The following is a 17,131-nucleotide window of genomic DNA, read 5'->3' as shown; positions in this document are numbered from 1 at the left end:
ACTTATGCACGCTCATTCGCCCATCAAGCGCCGGGCTTCGCGCCAAATCCATGTGGGTAACGTTGCCGTTGGCGGAGATGCGCCCATCGCCGTTCAGAGCATGACCAACACGGACACGCTGGACGTCGAGGCGACCGTTGCGCAAATAGCCCAGTTAGAGAAAGCCGGGGCTGATATCGTACGCGTGTCAGTGCCCGATATGGACGCCGCTGAAGCCTTTGGCAAGATCAAGCGCCAAGCCAACGTGCCGCTGGTCGCCGACATCCACTTTGATTACAAGATTGCCCTGCGTGTGGCCGAGCTAGGCGTTGACTGCCTGCGCATCAACCCTGGCAATATTGGCCGGGAAGACCGCGTCCGTGCGGTCGTCAGTGCTGCGCGCGAGCACGGCATTCCCCTGCGTATCGGCGTAAATGCGGGTTCTCTCGAGAAAGACCTGCAAAAAAAATACGGCGAACCGACACCGGCAGCCCTGGTCGAATCGGCGATGCGCCATATCGACTACCTGGACCGCCTGGATTTTCCTGACTTCAAGGTCAGCGTAAAGGCCTCGGATGTCTTCATGGCCGTGGCCGCTTACCGCGACCTGGCCACACGCATTGAGCAGCCACTCCACCTGGGTATTACCGAAGCAGGCGGGCTACGCTCCGGCACGGTAAAATCCTCCATCGGCCTTGGCATGCTGCTGATGGATGGGATTGGCGATACGATTCGTGTCTCGCTCGCAGCTGACCCTGTGGAAGAAATCAAGGTCGGCTACGACATGCTGAAAAGCCTCAAACTCCGCTCCAAAGGCATCAACTTTATTGCCTGCCCGAGCTGCTCGCGGCAGAATTTCGATGTCATCAGCACCATGAACCAGCTTGAAGAACGGCTGGAAGACGTCATGACCCCGCTTGATGTGTCGGTCATTGGCTGTGTGGTCAACGGTCCTGGCGAAGCCAAGGAAACCGATATTGGCTTGACCGGCGGCAGCCCCGCCAACCTGGTGTATATCGACGGCAAGCCGTCCAGCAAATTACGCAACGACCACCTTGTCGATGACTTGGAGCGGCTGATCCGCGACAAAGTCCGTGAAAAACAGCAGCAGGAAGACAACACGATCGCCCGCAGCGTTTAAGCACAACGCGGGATAGCCGACCCAGGGAGTTTGCCTTGAGCAAGTCTGTAGCGAAAAAAATCCAAGCCATTCGAGGCATGAATGATTTATTGCCCAGCGAGAGTTCTCGCTGGCAATTTTTTGAAGGAATAGTCCGCCAGTTGATGCAGCGTTACGGTTTTGCGGAAATCCGCACGCCGATCGTCGAGCAGACTGCGCTGTTTGCGCGCTCCATCGGGGAAGTCACCGACATCGTCGAAAAGGAGATGTATACCTTCGAAGACCGTAACGGCGACAGCCTTACCCTGCGTCCCGAAGGCACCGCCAGCTGCGTACGCGCCGCCATGGAAAATGGTCTTCTGTACAACCAGACCCAACGGTTGTGGTACCAGGGGCCGATGTTCCGCCATGAGCGGCCGCAGAAGGGTCGCTATCGCCAGTTTCACCAGGTCGGCATTGAGGCTTACGGTTTTGAAGGACCGGACATTGATGCCGAGGTCATTCTGCTCTCTGCTCGCCTGTGGCAAGAGCTGGGGCTGATGGAGCACGTGACCCTCGAGCTCAACTCGTTGGGCTCAAGCGAAGCCCGCGCGGCTTACCGTGACAAGCTGGTTGCCTATTTCGAGCAGCATCGCGACGTGCTTGACGAAGACGCCAAGCGGCGGCTGACCAGTAACCCACTGCGCATTCTCGACTCCAAAAACCCGGCCATGGCGGAGATGCTCGACGGCGCTCCGCGCTTGCTGGATAACCTTGACGAGCCTTCGCAGGCCCACTTTGAGCAACTCAAAGCCATGCTAGACGCGGCGGGTATTGACTATGTCATCAACCCGCGGCTGGTCCGCGGTCTCGACTACTACTCGCGTACCGTCTTCGAGTGGACGACGACGGCACTGGGCAGCCAGGGTACCGTATGCGCTGGCGGCCGCTACGACGGCCTCGTCGAACAACTGGGCGGCAAACCCACCCCCGGGGTGGGTTTTGCCATGGGCATTGAGCGTCTGATTTTATTGCTCGAAACTCTCGATCTTGTGCCTGACGAAGCTGCCAGCGACGTGTATCTGCTGGCGATGGACGACACGGCGACGATTGCCGCGATCACCTTGGCCGAGCAGCTACGCAGCGAACTTCCCTGGCTACGTCTGCAGTTGCATTGCGGCGGCGGCAGTTTCAAAAGCCGGATGAAAAAAGCCGATAAAAGCGGGGCCGCGTTCGCCTTGCTGTTAGGTCAAGACGAAATAGCCGAAAATGCTGTCACGCTCAAGGCCCTGCGCGACGACCGGGAACAGCAACGTGTTCCCCAGGCAATGCTGGCTCACACGCTTAGCGAGCAGCTACCCAACACCCCATAAACGAGTGGCAGGCATTGCCTGCCACTCAACCCATCATGACCGTAGCCGTGGGCGGCGGTTATTGCTGAATAGGAGGCCGCCCGTGGCGGATAGAAGCGAAGACGAACAGCTGGATGTGATCAAGCGCTGGTGGAAAGAAAACGGCACGTCACTGATCGCTGGCGCTGCGCTGGCGGCAGCCGGCGTATTCGGTTGGAACGCCTGGCAGGATTATCAAGCCGACAAAGCCGAGGCAGCGTCAGTACGCTATCAGCAGCTGGTTAGCCTCGCCGCCGGCAATGAGCTTGAAGGCGACCAGCTCAGCGAAGCCCGTGAGATGGTCGACGAGATTGTCAGTGAGCACGACGACACCTTGTACGCTGAACTGGCCTTACTGCTTGATGCCCGCCTGGCCGTTCAGCAGGATGACCTCGACAGCGCTGTTGAGTCGCTTACCCAGGTGGCGGAATCTTCGTCGCGGCGCTATGTGCAAAGCCTTGCCTGGCTGCGCCTGGCACGTCTCGCCATCGCCAACGACGACCCCGAACGCGCGCTCGAACTGCTCGATGAACCGATCACCGACCCCCTGGCAGCCCAGCAAGCCAACGTCCGGGGCGACGCCCACATGGCGCTTGGCCAGAACGACCAGGCTCGAAACGCCTGGCAGGATGCCCTTTCGCTGGCACAGCAACAAGGCCAGCCGCTATACGGCGTGCAGTTCAAGCTTGACGATCTCGGCGCTGAGGAGACAACTCAATGACCCCCCTGTTTTCAACATCAATGTTATCCATATCTACGTTTTCGAAACGCACGCTTCCAACTCCCATCATGCGTGCGGCCCTGGGCGCCGCTGCACTGGCCCTGCTGGCTGGCTGCGCGAGCAAAAGCGAACCTGCATACACGCCCAAAGAGCTTAAAAGCTTCGAAGCAAGTTCAACCCTTGAGACGCTTTGGCAACACGACGTAGGCGACGGCCTGGGGCGGGCGCACTACCCCATTGCGCCAGCGCGCGAAGGCGATAACGTCTTCGCCGCCGACGCGCAAGGCGTGGTGATGTCGTTTTCCGCCAACGACGGCGAGGAACGCTGGGAAGTCGACCTGGACACGCCCATCTCCAGTGCCTTGACCGCGATTGCCGGTCAGGTCTATCTGGGCACGCGTAACGGCGAAGTCATTTCCCTGGACCAAAGCGACGGCAGTGTTAACTGGCGCGCGCGGGTCTCCAGCGAAGTGCTGGCAGCCCCCCAGGCCAACCCGGAATTGCTGGTCGTACAAAGCATCGACGGCCAGGTGACCGCACTTGACCGCGCAAGCGGTGACGAGCGCTGGGTATTTTCCAGTTCACTGCCGTCACTGACCCTGCGTGGCACCGGCACGCCTCTGGTGATCGAGCCGGTCAGCTTTGTCGGCCTGGCCAACGGCCGTTTGACGACTATTGATAACCGCAATGGGCAGCCACTATGGGATATGCAGATTGCCACGCCTCAAGGTCGTAGCGAAGTCGAGCGCCTTGTCGACCTTGCGGGCCAGCCGATTCTCAGCCGGGAAGGTCGCCTGTTCGTGACCAGTTATAACGGCCAACTGGTGGCACTGGATGCGACGCGCGGCAATGTCCTATGGGAGCGCGAACTCTCCAGCCGCCACTCGCCCTTGCTGGTGGGTGACCTGCTGTTTGTGGTCACCGACGATAGTCACTTGGTCGCCATTGACAGCACTAATGGCCAGGAAGTGTGGCGCAACGACGCCCTGGAAGATCGCTGGCTGACGGCCCCCACCTTCGCCGACGGGCGTGTGGTGGTAGGCGATTTTGAAGGCTATGTGCACCTGATCGACGCCCGCGAAGGAGAGCTGGTGGGTCGCACCGAAGTCGACAGCTCGGGCATTAGCGTCCCGGCGGTCACTGAAGGCGACGTGATCCACGTGCTGGCCAATGACGGACATTTTGAAACGCTGGAAGTCTCTCCATGACACCTGTGATTGCGCTAGTTGGCCGCCCGAACGTGGGCAAGTCGACGCTGTTTAACCGCCTTACCCGCTCGCGGGATGCGTTGGTCGCCGACTTTCCCGGCCTGACCCGCGATCGCAAGTATGGCAACGGCATGCTGGGCAATAAAGCCTATACCGTGATCGACACCGGCGGCATCAGCGGCGACGAACAAGGCATCGATGCGGCCATGGCGGAGCAATCGCTGGCCGCCATCGACGAAGCGGATATCGTGCTGTTCATGGTCGATGCGCGGGCAGGCTTAAACATGGCCGACGAGGCCATTGCCAACCACCTGCGGGTCAACCAGAAGAAAACCTGGCTGGTGGTCAACAAGACCGATGGGTTGGAAGAACACTCTGCCATGGGCGATTTCTGGTCGCTTGGCCTGGGTGACCCATGGCCGATTGCGGCGGCTCACGGCCGCAACGTCTCGACCCTGATGGATACGGTGCTCGAGCCCTTTCCCGAGCGCGATGCCGACATACCCGCCGACACCGGCACCAAGGGCATTCGTATCGGCGTGATCGGGCGGCCCAATGTGGGCAAATCGACGCTGGTCAACCGCCTGCTGGGTGAGGAACGTGTGGTCGTCTTCGATGAGGCGGGCACCACGCGTGACGCCATTGAAATCCCTTTCGAACGCCGCGGTAAACCTTATGTGCTGATTGATACCGCCGGGGTCCGGCGACGCAAGAACGTCAGTGAAGTGGCCGAAAAGTTTTCCATCATCAAGACCCTGGACGCCATTAAAGAATGCCATGTCGCGGTGATGGTGCTGGATGCACGCAGTGGACTGGTCGAGCAGGACCTGCACCTGCTCGATTACGTTCTTACCTCCGGCCGGGCCCTGGTGTTGGCGGTCAATAAATGGGACGGACTGGAAAGCGAAGCCAAGGATAAGATGCGTAACGAAATCAAGCGTCGCCTGGGCTTTGCCGACTACGCGGAGATGCACTTTATTTCAGCGCTGCACGGTACGGCGGTAGGCGACCTTTACCCGTCGATTGACCGCGCTTTCAATGCCGCCAACGCCCACTGGTCCACCAACCGCCTGACCACGCTGCTTCAGGATGCTGTCAGCCAGCATCCGCCGCCGATGATCCATGGGCGACGCATCAAGCTGCGCATGGCCCACCAAGGCGGCAGCAATCCGCCGATCATCGTCGTGCATGGCAATCAGACGGCCTCCCTGCCCGACGCCTACCGCCGCTACCTGACCAATACCTTCCGCAAGGTGTTGAAGGTGCGCGGCACGCCCATGCGTTTCGAGTTTCGCTCCGGCGACAATCCCTTTGACCACATGGCAGGCGCCAGCGACAAAGAGAAAGCCAAAAAGCGTGAGCTCAACCGCACCAAAGAGGCACGTAAAAGCCGCCGTTAAACGGCTAAGCCTTGTCGTGCAATCCCTTGCGGCCTACCCAGTGGGCCGCAAACTGCCAGGCGGTGCGTCCGCTGCGCCCACCGCGCAGGGTTGCAAAGCGCAGCGCTTCGGCGCGCGCCTCATCATCCCAACTGACGTTCTCGTCGCTCACCCGCGAGACCCAATGGGCGCACAGGTCCAGGTAGGTTGCCTGGTTAAAGGGATGAAAGCTCAGCCATAGCCCAAAGCGGTCCGACAGCGAGATTTTCTCCTCCACCGCATCGCCATGGTGCAACTCCTCACCGACCAGCTGCGAGCCGCTGTTGTCGTCCATCGACTCGGGCAGCAAATGACGACGGTTCGAGGTGGCATACAGCAATACGTTATCCGGCGGGCCGGTCAACGCCCCATCGAGCACGCTCTTGAGCGCCTTGTAGGCATCGTCGTTGCCCTCAAAAGAGAGGTCATCGCAGTAAACGACGAAGCGTTGTGGCTGATGACGCAACTGTTCGACCAGTACCGGCAGGCTAGCAAGTTCATGGCGGTCAATCTGAACCAGGCGTAGCCCCTCGCCTGCCAGTGCGTTAAGCAGCGCGCGCACCACCGACGATTTCCCGCTGCCTCGCGCTCCCCACAATAGCGCGTGGTTGGCGGGCAAGCCTTGTAAGAACGCCCGGGTATTATCCACCAGCGCCTGCTTTTGCCGTTCAATGCCCAGCAGGTCGTCAAGCGCTAGCGCATCCCTTGGCGGCACCGCCACCAGACGCCCGCCCAGCGGGTGACGCTGCCACAGCGCGGCGACTTCCGTCTGCCAATTAACCGGTTCGGCTGCGGGTGGTAACCAATGGTCCAGTCGATCGAGTAAGTGGGTTAAGCGCTGGCTTAATTCGGCATCCATAACGACTCTCTTGGTGAATTATTCGCATGAGGATTGATTTACCCTGTACAGCCGTTATCTTGGGGCAAGGAATTCACTTTCACAAAAGGAAATACACCATGCGCTGGTTTCGCCCTATCGCCATTACGGCCCTGTGTCTTGCTGTTGCGGCCTGTTCGACATCGCCTACCGGGCGCTCACAGCTGTTGTTGTTATCCGACGAGGAACTCAACAACATGGGTAGCCAGGCCTTTAACCAGTATCAGCAGGAATTGCCCAGTGCCGGTCAGGCAAGCCAGCGCTACGCGCAATGCATTGCCAATGCCATTGTCGCGGAACTCCCTCAGGACCAGCAGCAGATGGACTGGCAAATCCGTGTCTTCGAGGCTGAAGAGCCTAACGCCTTTGCGCTACCCGGCGGCTATATGGGCTTACATACCGGCATGCTGGATATCGCCACCAATCAGGACCAGGTGGCGTCAGTGGTCGCCCACGAAATCGGCCACGTGCTCGCCAAGCACTCCAATGAGCGGGCATCGACCCAAAGCGCGACCCAACTGGGGCTTTCCGTCATTTCCAGCGCTTCCGGCCTGGAAGGCGCAGGTGGTGAGCAGCTGATGGGCGTCCTTGGCATGGGGGCGCGATACGGCATCATGCTGCCCTTCTCGCGTCGCCATGAAAGCGAAGCGGATACCATTGGCCTGGAGTTGATGGCCCGGGCCGGGTTTGACCCGCGTGAGAGCGTCACGCTGTGGCAAAACATGCAGCAAGCATCTGGCGGTGGCGCACCGCCGGCCTGGATGTCGACCCACCCAAGCCAAGGCCAGCGGATTGAAGGGCTGCAAGCGAGCATGAGCAATGCCATGGCCACCTTTGAACAGGCGCGCAACAACGGCCGCACGCCCAACTGTTCACGCCCATAATAAGCAACCGCCGCTGCCTCTCGGCAGCGGCGGTTCATCAGGGTTACGGCCCTCGGGTGACCCCGAAAAGTCGCTCCTTAGCTATATCCAGCTAGCACAGTTCAGCTATTCGTAGTTCAGTGACTGGCGCAGCCGCGCCCGAACCGGCGCTGTATCAGGGCGCTGATTGCGCCAGAGGTAAAACGCTTCTGCCGCCTGCTCGACCAGCATGCCCAGTCCGTCCAGGAGTTTCGCCCCTCGGGGCCCGGCCCACTTTAAAAACACCGTCGGCTCGACACCGTACATCATGTCATAGGCCCAGGCGCCATTGGCAAACAGCTCGTCGGGTAGCGGCGGCAAGTCGCCCGAAAGGCTGGCGCTGGTACCATTGATGACCACGTCAAATTTGCCTTCCAGAGCGTCGAAACCACCGCCCTTGATCGGCCCCAAGTCGGCAAAATCATCGGCCAGTTGCCGGGCTTTTTCTGCCGTGCGATTGACCACGACCATTTCAGTGGGCTGCTCACCGAGCAGGGGCTCCAGAATACCGCGCACGGCGCCGCCTGCGCCGACTATCAAGACACGCTTTCCCGCTAGCGCCACGCGGTGATAAGCCAGATCACGTACCAGGCCAACGCCATCGGTGGTATCCCCGTAGGTGCGGCCATTACCGCCCAGAATCAGCGTATTCACTGCCCCTGCCCGACGGGCACGATGGCTCAGCGTATCGCAGAGCGCGAAAGCATCCGCCTTGAACGGCACGGTCACATTGGCACCTCGTCCACCCTCGGCGCAAAACGCCTGCCACGCCGCCGCCAGCTCGCCTATCGGCGGCTCCATGGCGGTATAGTCGATGTCCTGCCCTGTTTGATCGGCAAAGTCGGCGTGAATCATGGGAGATTTGGAGTGGCCAATGGGATTGCCAAAGACGGCGTAACGATCGGTCATAGAACCTCCTCGCCACGCGTTGCGGTGGCTTCGTCGAGCCAGTCGCGGGGCACAAGATACTCATTGAGCTTCGCCTCGGGGCTATCGTTCTCCGGGGTGAACGCATATTCCCAGCGGGCCAAGGGTGGCATCGACATCAGAATGGACTCGGTGCGCCCCCCGCTTTGCAGGCCAAACAGCGTCCCTCTATCCCATACCAGATTGAACTCGACATAGCGTCCGCGGCGATAAAGCTGGAATTGACGCTGCTGCTCGTTCCAGGCATCGCCACGACGACGTTCGACAATCGGCAGGTAGGCGTCCAGAAAGCTGTCGCCGACGGCACGTTGAAAAGCAAAGCAGTCTTCAAAGCTGCCGTCGTTGAGATCATCAAAGAACAAGCCACCCACGCCTCGGGTTTCCTCTCGGTGCTTGAGATAGAAGTACTCATCGCACCAGGCCTTGTAGCGCGCGTAAACGTCGTCCCCAAACGGTGCGCAGGCCGCGCTAGCTACTTTGTGCCAGTGCACTACATCGTCAAACACCGGGTAGAACGGCGTTAAGTCATAGCCGCCACCAAACCACCAGACCGGCGGCTCGCCCTCTTTTTCGGCGATAAAGAACCGTACGTTGCCGTGGCTGGTGGGCACATGGGGATTTTCCGGATGCAGCACCCAGGAAACCCCGACCGCGTGAAAACTGCGCCCGGCAAGTTCCGGTCGCGCGGCCGTGGCCGAGGGCGGCAACTGGGTACCGAAAACATGCGAGAAATTGACGCCACCTTTTTCAAACACGCCGCCATTTTCGATTACCCGCGAGCGGCCACCGCCGCCTTCTTCACGGTCCCATTCATCCTGCTTGAAGTTTGCCTGTCCGTCGGCGCTTGCCAGCCCCTCGCAAAGACGTTCCTGCAGATCCAGCAGGTAGTTCTTGACGGTATCCAGATGTTCGTGCGCCACGTCGTCTCCTGATGATCGATTAACTGCGTATCACGCTGCCACTGACGAGATCCCGGATCTTGCTGGGCCGTTCGTTACCGCCTAGCTCGCCGTCGATGATCGCCGCCAACTGGTCGCCAAACACCGCCCTGACGTCATCTGCATTGGTCGCCGGGGGATCGCCGGCCACGTTGGCAGAGGTCGATACCAGCGGGCCACCAAAGGCGTCGCAAAGCGCCTGCATCAGCGGGTGGTCAGTGACCCGCAGCGCCACTTTACTGTGCGCACCGCGGACCAGACCGTGACTGCGTCCGTTATCCGGCACCAGCCAGGTGTTCGGCCCCGGCCAACTGGCAATCAATGGCGCATGCAGGGCCAGCGGCAACTGTGTGAGCCACGGCTGAAACTGGCCAATCGATGCCGCCACCAGAATCACGCCCTTGGCTGGATCGCGGGCCTTTAAGCGCATTAACTGAGCCAGCGCTTCGTCGTTGTCAGGATCACAGCTTAATCCCCACACCGCTTCCGTTGGGCAGGCAATAACGCCGCCGTTGCGCAATGCGCGAACGGCTTTATCCAGTTCAGCCGCTGTCGTCATGAAGTCTCCATCCGTTATGGTAAAGGAAACATTATCTTATCATGGCCGGGGTAAACGCACCCAACCACCCGCCCGGGATGCGACCCAGCCCTCGATTTCCAGCATCAGCAGACGCTGCTGGCAGTCACTCACCGAGCTGCCGCTTTGTTGAACCAGCGCGTCGATGGGCGTGGGGGAGGCGCTCAGCAAGCCGAGCAGCGCATCGGGCAGCGGTTCGACTGCGGTGTCAGTTGCCGACCGGTGGGCAGCGATACCTACCCCTGGGGCGGGCAGAAACTCGCTCGCCCAATGCTGCAGCTCGCTGACGATATCCTCGGGGTCGCAGGCCATTGCCGCCCCCTGGCGCAACAACTGCAGGCAGCCACGTGCCTGCTGATTGTGCAACGAACTGGGCAGGGCAAACACATCGCGGCCCTGCTCCATGGCCAGGCGGGCGCTGACCAGCGAGCCGCTTTTCTCGGCCGCTTCGACCACCAGCGTACCCAGCGATAAACCTGTCACGATACGGTTACGGCGCGGAAAAAAAGCCGGGTGGGCCCTGGTGCCCGGCGGATGTTCAGCCAGCACCAGTCCTCCCGGCGAATCGCTGAGCTGTTGATACAGCGCGCGATGGCGGGCGGGATAAATCACATCAATCCCGCAGCCCAATACCGCTACGCTGCTACCGCCCGCGTCCAGGGCAGCTTGCTGGGCCACCCCGTCAATCCCTAAGGCCATTCCGCTGACGATACTCCAACCTCGCTCGGCCAATTTCCGAGCGAAAGTTTGCGCATTATACGTGCCTTCCGATGTCGGCCGACGCGTGCCCACCATGGCAAGTGTCGGTCGCTCAAGGGCGCCCAGGTCGCCCTGTGCCCAGAGGACGGCTGGCGGATCAGGTATTTGATTGAGTAGCCTTGGCCATGCGGGGTGGTCGCGGTGCAAAAGCGTGCGCCCTGGCGCACTGGACTGCCAGGTCAGACTCGTCTCGACCTCACGTTGCAGGGGGCTTTTTGTGGGGTGCTCACACCACAATCGAAGCGCACTGGCTGCCTTGCTGGGCAAACCCGCCAGCCACCCTTGTGGCCATTGCGGTTGTTGGGCCACCAGCTCAGCGATTCGTTGGGCCCCCACCCCCGGCAGTGCATTGACCACTAACCATTCCCTGGTATCCATTACCTCTCCTCATTCCACCTATCGACGATTGACCCAACTGATCTAGCGCGGCGGCGTCCTGACAAGATCACCAACCTCCAGCACTCGGGAGGCCTCCATCACCAGCGCATAGCTCACGTGATCATAGGGGTTGAAGACCATCAAGGTGCCAGCGGCCTCGTCAGGTAACCTAAGCGGCTCCTGGCTACGTGGATCATTGACGACCTCACCCTGCTCGGCAATCTGGAAGACATGCCCGGCCTGGACGCCATCCAGCGTGCCTAAGTCGATCGTCACCACCTGCAGACGGCCGATAAAGCGCACCCCGCCCGGTACGCCGATCAATGTCCCGGATAACGCATTGCGCGGTGCACGGGGCACCATGTCGTCATTCAGTGGCGAGGTTTCCAACGGCAAGACAAGGTCGTTGTTGCGTATTTCCTGTGCGGCGCTCAGCACTCTCAACTGGGCGACATCCGCATCGGCGCGCAGGTAGCGGGCCTCGCCAATCTTGATCAGCTCGGTACCCAACACCTTGCCATCGTTAGCCAAGTAAGTGTCGGCAGGCCGATAAATACCTACCTCCGCTTGACTGGGTACCTGCCCGCGCACATACAGCGAATCACCCGCCCCGCTGATCAAACGTCCCTGGTTACCGGCCACGACATAAGCCATGGCGTTATCGGCGGGGTCACCCTCTTTGATACGATGATCACGCAGGAACGGCCGGATAATACTCGCATCGATGGGGAGTATCGCTTCGCGTCGAGGCACGGCGCGCATTTTGGGCGATAGTTTGACTACCCGTTGCCCCCGGGAAAGAGAAAGACACGGAGCGCCCTGGCAATCGCTCAGGGTAAGCACATCGCCGGGATAAATAAGGTGTGGATTGCGGATAGCAGGATTGGTTTGCCAAAGATCCGGCCATTGCCAGGGCGCATGCAAGAACCGGCCAGCAATGTCCCACAGGGTGTCGCCCTCTACCACCGTATAGCGCTCGGGCGCCGAATCGCGAACGCGCTCCCAGGCGCCAACATCAAGTGACATCAACAGCGACAGCGTCCCGATGAACCAACAGCCCACGCCATATCGCCTGCGTTGTCCAGCCCCCATCCTGCCCCCTGTCTTTACCTGCGATTACGACGGTGATTCGCGCTGCGCCACCGGGCAGGCATGCCCGGAGCATTGACAGCATGATATAGTGGTCGATCATAAAGTACTCAGTTCATAAATAAAGCACTTGGGCATGCGACCCCATTGACGCACTGCTCAAGCGACTACTCAGTTCAGCACAACGGTGGAAGCAACGCCATGGCCAAACTCGCCATTCTCGAATTCCCTGACGAGCGCCTGCGCACCAAGGCCAAAGCAGTTCAAAGCGTCGATGATGAAGTGCGCAAGCTCGTCGATGACATGCTGGAAACCATGTACGACGCCAAGGGGATCGGCCTTGCCGCAACCCAGGTGGACGTTCACCGCCGCGTGGTGGTCATGGATGTCAGCGACGACAACTCCCAGCCGCTGGTTCTTATCAATCCCAGCTATACCCCCATCGGCGACGAAAAAGAGCCGCTGTCGGAAGGCTGTCTGTCGATTCCGGAGCACTACGCTGAAGTGCCGCGTTACCTGAACGTGGAGTTGAAAGCGCTGGATCGCAACGGCGAGCCCTACACGCTTGAAGCCGACGGCCTACTGGCGCACTGTATTCAGCACGAGTACGACCACCTGGAGGGTGTGTTGTTTGTCGACTATCTGTCGCCCCTCAAGCGTGACCGGATTCGCAAGAAAATGGAAAAGCGCCACAAGCAGATGCAGGACGCCTGACCGCGTCTTGTTGTCCAAGATTACTGTCACGTTTACTTTTGCCGCCAGGTCCCTGTGTCCATGTCATCATTGCGCGTTGTTTTTGCGGGTACCCCGGAATTCGCTGCCTCAAGCCTGGCCGCCCTGCTGGAAAGCCAGCATCAGGTGGTCGCCGCCTATACCCAGCCCGACCGTCCCGCCGGGCGCGGACGCAAGCTCACCCCAAGCCCTGTCAAACGCCTGGCACTTGAGCATGAACTGCCGGTCCACCAGCCTGAAAGCCTGAAAGGAGCCGATGCCCAGGCGACCCTGGCAGCGCTGAACGCCGACGTGATGGTCGTGGTGGCTTACGGGTTGCTGTTACCCCAGGCCGTGCTGGATATGCCTCGACTGGGCTGCCTTAACGTTCACGCCTCGCTGCTACCCCGCTGGCGCGGCGCGGCGCCGATCCAGCGCGCCATTGAAGCCGGTGACAGCGTTTCCGGCGTGACAATCATGCAAATGGATGCCGGCCTGGATACCGGCGACATGCTGCTTGAGGTGCGTACGCCGATCACCGACCAGACCACTGGCGGCGACCTGCACGACCGGCTGGCCCTTCAAGGAGCCAATGCGCTGGTTCAGGTGCTGGACGAGCTGGACACAGGGCGAATTACAGCGTCGCCCCAACCAGAAGACGGCGTCACCTACGCCGCCAAGCTCACCAAGGCCGAGGCCGAGCTGGATTTCAGCCAGTCTGCCGAACAGCTGGTACGCACCATTCACGCCTTCAACCCCTGGCCGGTTGCCTGGTGCACCCTGGGCGACGACCGCTTGCGCCTGCTGAAGGCAAGTGCCGAGCCCGGTGAACAGTCGCCAACCCCCCCCGGCATGTTGCTCGAACACGACGAGGATCACTTGCGAATCGCCTGTGGCGCCGAAGGTCGCCAGGTGCTTTGCGTCAGCCGCGCCCAACTTCCCGGGGGTAAGGCGCTGCCAGCCCGCGAGTTGCTCCACGCCCGCCAGACACGCCTTATCCCGGGCACGCGCCTGGGGCCCAGCCCGCAAGAAGGAGCACCGTCATGAATCAGCCTCGCGCACCCAAAGAAGGCAGCGGCCTGGAAGTACGCGCCGCCGCCGCCAAGGGGCTCGTACCGGTGCTCACCGACAAGGGATCCCTCGCCGGGCTGGATGAACATAGCGTGATCGCCCGGGATCGCAGCCTACTTAAAGAGCTTTGCTACGGCACCTGTCGGCGTTTGCCGCGCCTGGAAGCATTGGCCGGTCAACTGCTTAAGCAGCCGTTCAAAAAGCGCGACAGCGATGTTCAGGCCTTACTACTGATCGGCATCTACCAGCTGCTGTATATGCGCATTCCGGCCCATGCCGCCGTGGGTGAAACCGCTGGCGCCGCGCGGTTGCTCGGCAAGGACTGGGCAACCCGGGTACTCAACGGCTGTCTGCGTCGCTTGCAGCGTGAAGCCGCCGCCCTAGAGGCGACGGTCGACCGCGATGCCCACGTCGCCCTCGAGCATCCCGCCTGGCTGTTGAAAACACTGCGTCAGGCATGGCCGGAGCAGTGGCAGGCCATCGCCGAGGCCAATAACCAGCCCGGCCCCATGACGCTGCGCGTGAACCAGCGCCATCAGGATCGCGAAACCTACCTGTCGCTGCTCACTGAAACCGGCCTGGGCGGCCAGCTCTGCGTTCACGCGCCGGATGGCATCACCCTGGAGCAGCCCTGCGATGTTGCCACGCTGCCCGGTTTCGAGCGTGGCTTGGTCAGCGTCCAGGATGAGGCCGCCCAACTGAGCGCGGCGCTGCTCGGCCCGGCGCTTGCGCCACGCCCGGGCGCACAGGTGCTGGACGCCTGCTGCGCGCCCGGCGGCAAGACCGCCCATCTGCTGGAGCAGTTCGATATCGCGCTCACCGCCATCGATAGCGACAACCAGCGCCTGGGGCGGGTTGACGACAGCCTGAGCCGGCTGGGCCTGACCGCCGACCTGCAGCACGCCGATGCCACCCAGCGCGACTGGTGGAACGGCACGCCGTATGACGCCATCCTCCTGGACGCGCCCTGCTCCGGCACCGGGGTCATTCGCCGCCACCCGGATATCAAGAAGCTGCGACGCCCCGACGACATTGGCAAGCTCGCCACCCTGCAGCGCCAGCTGCTGGATAATCTTTGGGCGATATTGCGCCCCGGCGGCACGCTACTGTACGCGACCTGCTCGGTGCTGCCAGAGGAAAATGCCGATCAAATCGAGGCATTTCTTGCCCGGACACCCGATGCTGTCGTCACCACGCCGGACGATGTCGCCTGGGGCATGCCCAGCGGCCAGGGGCGCCAATTGTTCCCCGAAGTGAGCAGTCACGACGGCTTTTTTTATGCCAGACTAGAGAAGCAGGCTGCCTAACGCATTTTCCGTAATGACAGGCAGTGAATTCATGACACGGATGGAGATACCATGAGTCATCACACCTATAAGCACATTGAGCTAACCGGTTCTTCCGAAAAAGGAATTGAAGACGCCGTGCAGAGCGCGCTCGCCAAGGCGTCTGAAACCGTCAAGCATATGCGCTGGCTGGAAGTGACCGACACCCGCGGCCACATCGAAGATGGCCGGGTCGCACACTGGCAGGTCACGATCAAGGTTGGCTTTACCCTGGAATAATCCCCACCTGCTTTTCGGCGGCGGCTGGTTTACACTGGCCGCCGTCTTTATTGCAGCGCACGATAGGCCGCCTCGCGCAATTAACGAGGCATCGCTGGCGCTCTAAACGGAACCGATGCTCAGCAATGAAAATCATCATTCTCGGCGCCGGCCAGGTCGGCGGCACCCTCGCGGAGCACCTTGCCCGTGAGGAAAACGACATCACCGTCATCGATACCGATGCCAAAAAGCTGCGCGAGCTGCATACCAAGCTCGATATTCGCACGGTGACCGGCGCGGGTTCCTACCCCATTGTACTGCGTCAGGCAGGCTGTGAAGACGCCGACATGCTGATTGCCGTGACCAGCAGCGATGAGATCAACATGATCGCCTGCCAGGTGGCGCATACCCTGTTCCGTACCCCGACAAAAATCGCCCGGGTGCGCGCGACGGCCTACCTGACCCGCAAAGGGCTGTTCGCCCACGAAGCGATTCCCATCGACGTGCTGATCAGCCCCGAGCAGGTGGTCACCGACCACGTGCGCCGTCTGATCGAACACCCCGGCGCGCTGCAAGTGTTGGAATTCGCGGGTGGGCTTGTACAACTGGTGGCCGTCAAGGCGTTCTACGGCGGCCCGCTGGTGGGACAGGACCTGGCTTTTCTACGCCGCCATATGCCCAATGTGGATACCCGGGTGGCAGCGATCTACCGCCGCAATCGACCGATCATTCCCCGTGGCGATACCGTCATTGAAGCCGACGACGAGGTCTTCTTCCTCGCCGCCCGGCGCGATATCCGCGCGGTAATGAGCGAGCTGCGCCGCGTCGAACGGGATTTCCGCCGGGTGGTGATCGCCGGGGGCGGCAATATCGGCGAGCGCCTGGCGGAGCATCTGGAGCACAGCCACCAGGTCAAGATTATCGAACACAGCCTGGAGCGCTGCACCACGCTCTCCGAGCGGCTCGACCGCACCGTGGTGCTCCACGGCAGCGCCACCAGCAAGCGGCTGCTGGAAGAAGAGAACATCGAAGACTGCGATATTTTCTGCGCGCTGACCAACGACGATGAAGTCAATATCATGTCGTCGCTGCTGGCCAAGCGGATGGGCGCCAAAAAGGTGCTGACGCTGATCAATAACGCCGCCTATGTCGATCTGGTTCAGGGCGGCGAGATCGATATTGCCATTTCCCCTCAACAGGCAACGATCGGCAGCCTGCTGACCCACGTGCGCCGGGGCGATATCGTCAACGTCCACTCGCTGCGCCGGGGCGCCGCCGAGGCCATCGAGGCCATCGCCCATGGTGACAAGCAGTCATCAAGGGTGGTCGGGCGCACCATTCGCGAGATCGACCTGCCCGAGGGCACCACCATCGGCGCGATCGTGCGTGGTAAAGAGGTGATGATCGCCCACGACCACATCGTGGTGGAAAGTGGAGACCACGTCATCCTGTTCGTCATCGACAAGCGGCGCATTCGCGACGTGGAGCGCTTGTTCCAGGTAGGGCTGACGTTCTTCTGATGCTTAAATTCGGCGCGCAACT

General features: G+C 61.0%; 17 protein-coding genes. 11 read left to right on the top strand and 6 right to left on the bottom strand.

Translation table 11 applies throughout. The features are described 5' to 3' along the window. The first annotated feature begins 4 nt into the window (after positions 1-4). The 5 genes from ispG (at position 5) to der (ending at position 5,798) form a co-directional block, all read left to right on the top strand. Positions 5-1,120 carry a flavodoxin-dependent (E)-4-hydroxy-3-methylbut-2-enyl-diphosphate synthase gene (gene ispG / locus B7L15_RS07795; protein WP_066321885.1) on the top strand — a complete coding sequence of 372 codons (1,116 nt, stop codon included), beginning with the start codon at positions 5-7 and terminating at the stop codon, positions 1,118-1,120. 35 nt (positions 1,121-1,155) lie between these two features. Continuing rightward, complete coding sequence (hisS, locus tag B7L15_RS07790) at positions 1,156-2,451, top strand: histidine--tRNA ligase (RefSeq protein ID WP_085918428.1); 1,296 nt, start codon at positions 1,156-1,158, stop codon at positions 2,449-2,451. An 82-nt stretch (positions 2,452-2,533) separates the two neighbouring features. Next, complete coding sequence (locus B7L15_RS07785; RefSeq protein ID WP_085918427.1) at positions 2,534-3,190, top strand: YfgM family protein; 657 nt, start codon at positions 2,534-2,536, stop codon at positions 3,188-3,190. Positions 3,191-3,258: 68 nt separating this feature from the next. Beyond that, positions 3,259-4,398 (top strand): outer membrane protein assembly factor BamB, encoded by a 1,140-nt coding sequence (gene bamB, locus B7L15_RS07780; RefSeq protein WP_268901130.1) that lies wholly within the window; start codon positions 3,259-3,261, stop codon positions 4,396-4,398. Then, the gene (gene der / locus B7L15_RS07775) at positions 4,395-5,798 is read left to right on the top strand and encodes a ribosome biogenesis GTPase Der (protein WP_085918425.1); all 1,404 of its coding nucleotides are present in this window, start codon (positions 4,395-4,397) and stop codon (positions 5,796-5,798) included. The genes bamB and der overlap by 4 nt, the downstream gene beginning before the upstream one ends. Positions 5,799-5,802: 4 nt before the next feature. Here the strand turns inward: der and B7L15_RS07770 are convergent, their stop codons facing one another. After that, on the bottom strand, positions 5,803-6,675 hold the full coding sequence (locus B7L15_RS07770; RefSeq protein ID WP_085918424.1) for an ATP-binding protein: 873 nt from the start codon (positions 6,673-6,675) through the stop codon (positions 5,803-5,805). Between the two features lie 98 nt (positions 6,676-6,773). Between B7L15_RS07770 and B7L15_RS07765 the strand changes: the two genes are divergently transcribed. Then, complete coding sequence (locus B7L15_RS07765; RefSeq protein WP_085918423.1) at positions 6,774-7,577, top strand: M48 family metallopeptidase; 804 nt, start codon at positions 6,774-6,776, stop codon at positions 7,575-7,577. A gap of 105 nt (positions 7,578-7,682) precedes the next feature. Here the strand turns inward: B7L15_RS07765 and aroE are convergent, their stop codons facing one another. Genes aroE through B7L15_RS07740 form a run of 5 tightly spaced genes read right to left on the bottom strand, consistent with a single transcriptional unit; the run spans position 7,683 to position 12,266 of the window. Then, entirely contained in the window at positions 7,683-8,504 is an 822-nt protein-coding gene (gene aroE, locus B7L15_RS07760) for a shikimate dehydrogenase (protein ID WP_085918422.1), read from the bottom strand. After that, positions 8,501-9,442, bottom strand: coding sequence for an oxygen-dependent coproporphyrinogen oxidase (hemF, locus tag B7L15_RS07755; RefSeq protein ID WP_085918421.1), 942 nt, complete (start codon positions 9,440-9,442; stop codon positions 8,501-8,503). The genes aroE and hemF overlap by 4 nt, the downstream gene beginning before the upstream one ends. 19 nt (positions 9,443-9,461) lie before the next feature. Further along, a complete protein-coding gene (locus tag B7L15_RS07750; protein WP_085918420.1) occupies positions 9,462-10,019 on the bottom strand; it encodes an L-threonylcarbamoyladenylate synthase in 558 nt (185 codons plus the stop codon). Positions 10,020-10,058: 39 nt separating this feature from the next. Then, positions 10,059-11,174, bottom strand: a complete 1,116-nt coding sequence (dprA, locus tag B7L15_RS07745; RefSeq protein ID WP_085918419.1) for a DNA-processing protein DprA — start codon at positions 11,172-11,174, stop codon at positions 10,059-10,061. 42 nt (positions 11,175-11,216) lie between these two features. Continuing rightward, positions 11,217-12,266, bottom strand: a complete 1,050-nt coding sequence (locus B7L15_RS07740) for a LysM peptidoglycan-binding domain-containing protein (protein WP_085918418.1) — start codon at positions 12,264-12,266, stop codon at positions 11,217-11,219. Positions 12,267-12,464: 198 nt separating this feature from the next. On the opposite strand from B7L15_RS07740, the gene def reads away from it, so the two are divergent. The 5 genes from def to trkA all read left to right on the top strand — a co-directional run bounded on the left by def (position 12,465) and on the right by trkA (position 17,109). After that, complete coding sequence (gene def / locus B7L15_RS07735) at positions 12,465-12,977, top strand: peptide deformylase (protein ID WP_085918417.1); 513 nt, start codon at positions 12,465-12,467, stop codon at positions 12,975-12,977. Between the two features lie 60 nt (positions 12,978-13,037). Further along, positions 13,038-14,021, top strand: a complete 984-nt coding sequence (fmt, locus tag B7L15_RS07730) for a methionyl-tRNA formyltransferase (RefSeq protein ID WP_085918416.1) — start codon at positions 13,038-13,040, stop codon at positions 14,019-14,021. Beyond that, on the top strand, positions 14,018-15,352 hold the full coding sequence (gene rsmB / locus B7L15_RS07725; protein ID WP_085918415.1) for a 16S rRNA (cytosine(967)-C(5))-methyltransferase RsmB: 1,335 nt from the start codon (positions 14,018-14,020) through the stop codon (positions 15,350-15,352). Before fmt ends, rsmB begins: the two co-directional genes overlap by 4 nt. Positions 15,353-15,403: 51 nt before the next feature. Further along, positions 15,404-15,610, top strand: a complete 207-nt coding sequence (locus tag B7L15_RS07720; protein ID WP_085918414.1) for a dodecin — start codon at positions 15,404-15,406, stop codon at positions 15,608-15,610. Between the two features lie 125 nt (positions 15,611-15,735). Then, entirely contained in the window at positions 15,736-17,109 is a 1,374-nt protein-coding gene (gene trkA, locus B7L15_RS07715; RefSeq protein WP_085918413.1) for a Trk system potassium transporter TrkA, read from the top strand. The last annotated feature ends 22 nt before the right edge of the window (positions 17,110-17,131 follow it).

Origin of the sequence: Halomonas sp. CSM-2 (assembly GCF_002119345.1) — a bacterium.
In the GTDB taxonomy this organism is placed as follows: Bacteria; Pseudomonadota; Gammaproteobacteria; order Pseudomonadales; family Halomonadaceae; genus Vreelandella; species Vreelandella janggokensis.
The sequence above is the reverse complement of the archived record's forward strand: the minus strand, read 5'-3'. Positions and strand labels throughout refer to the sequence as shown.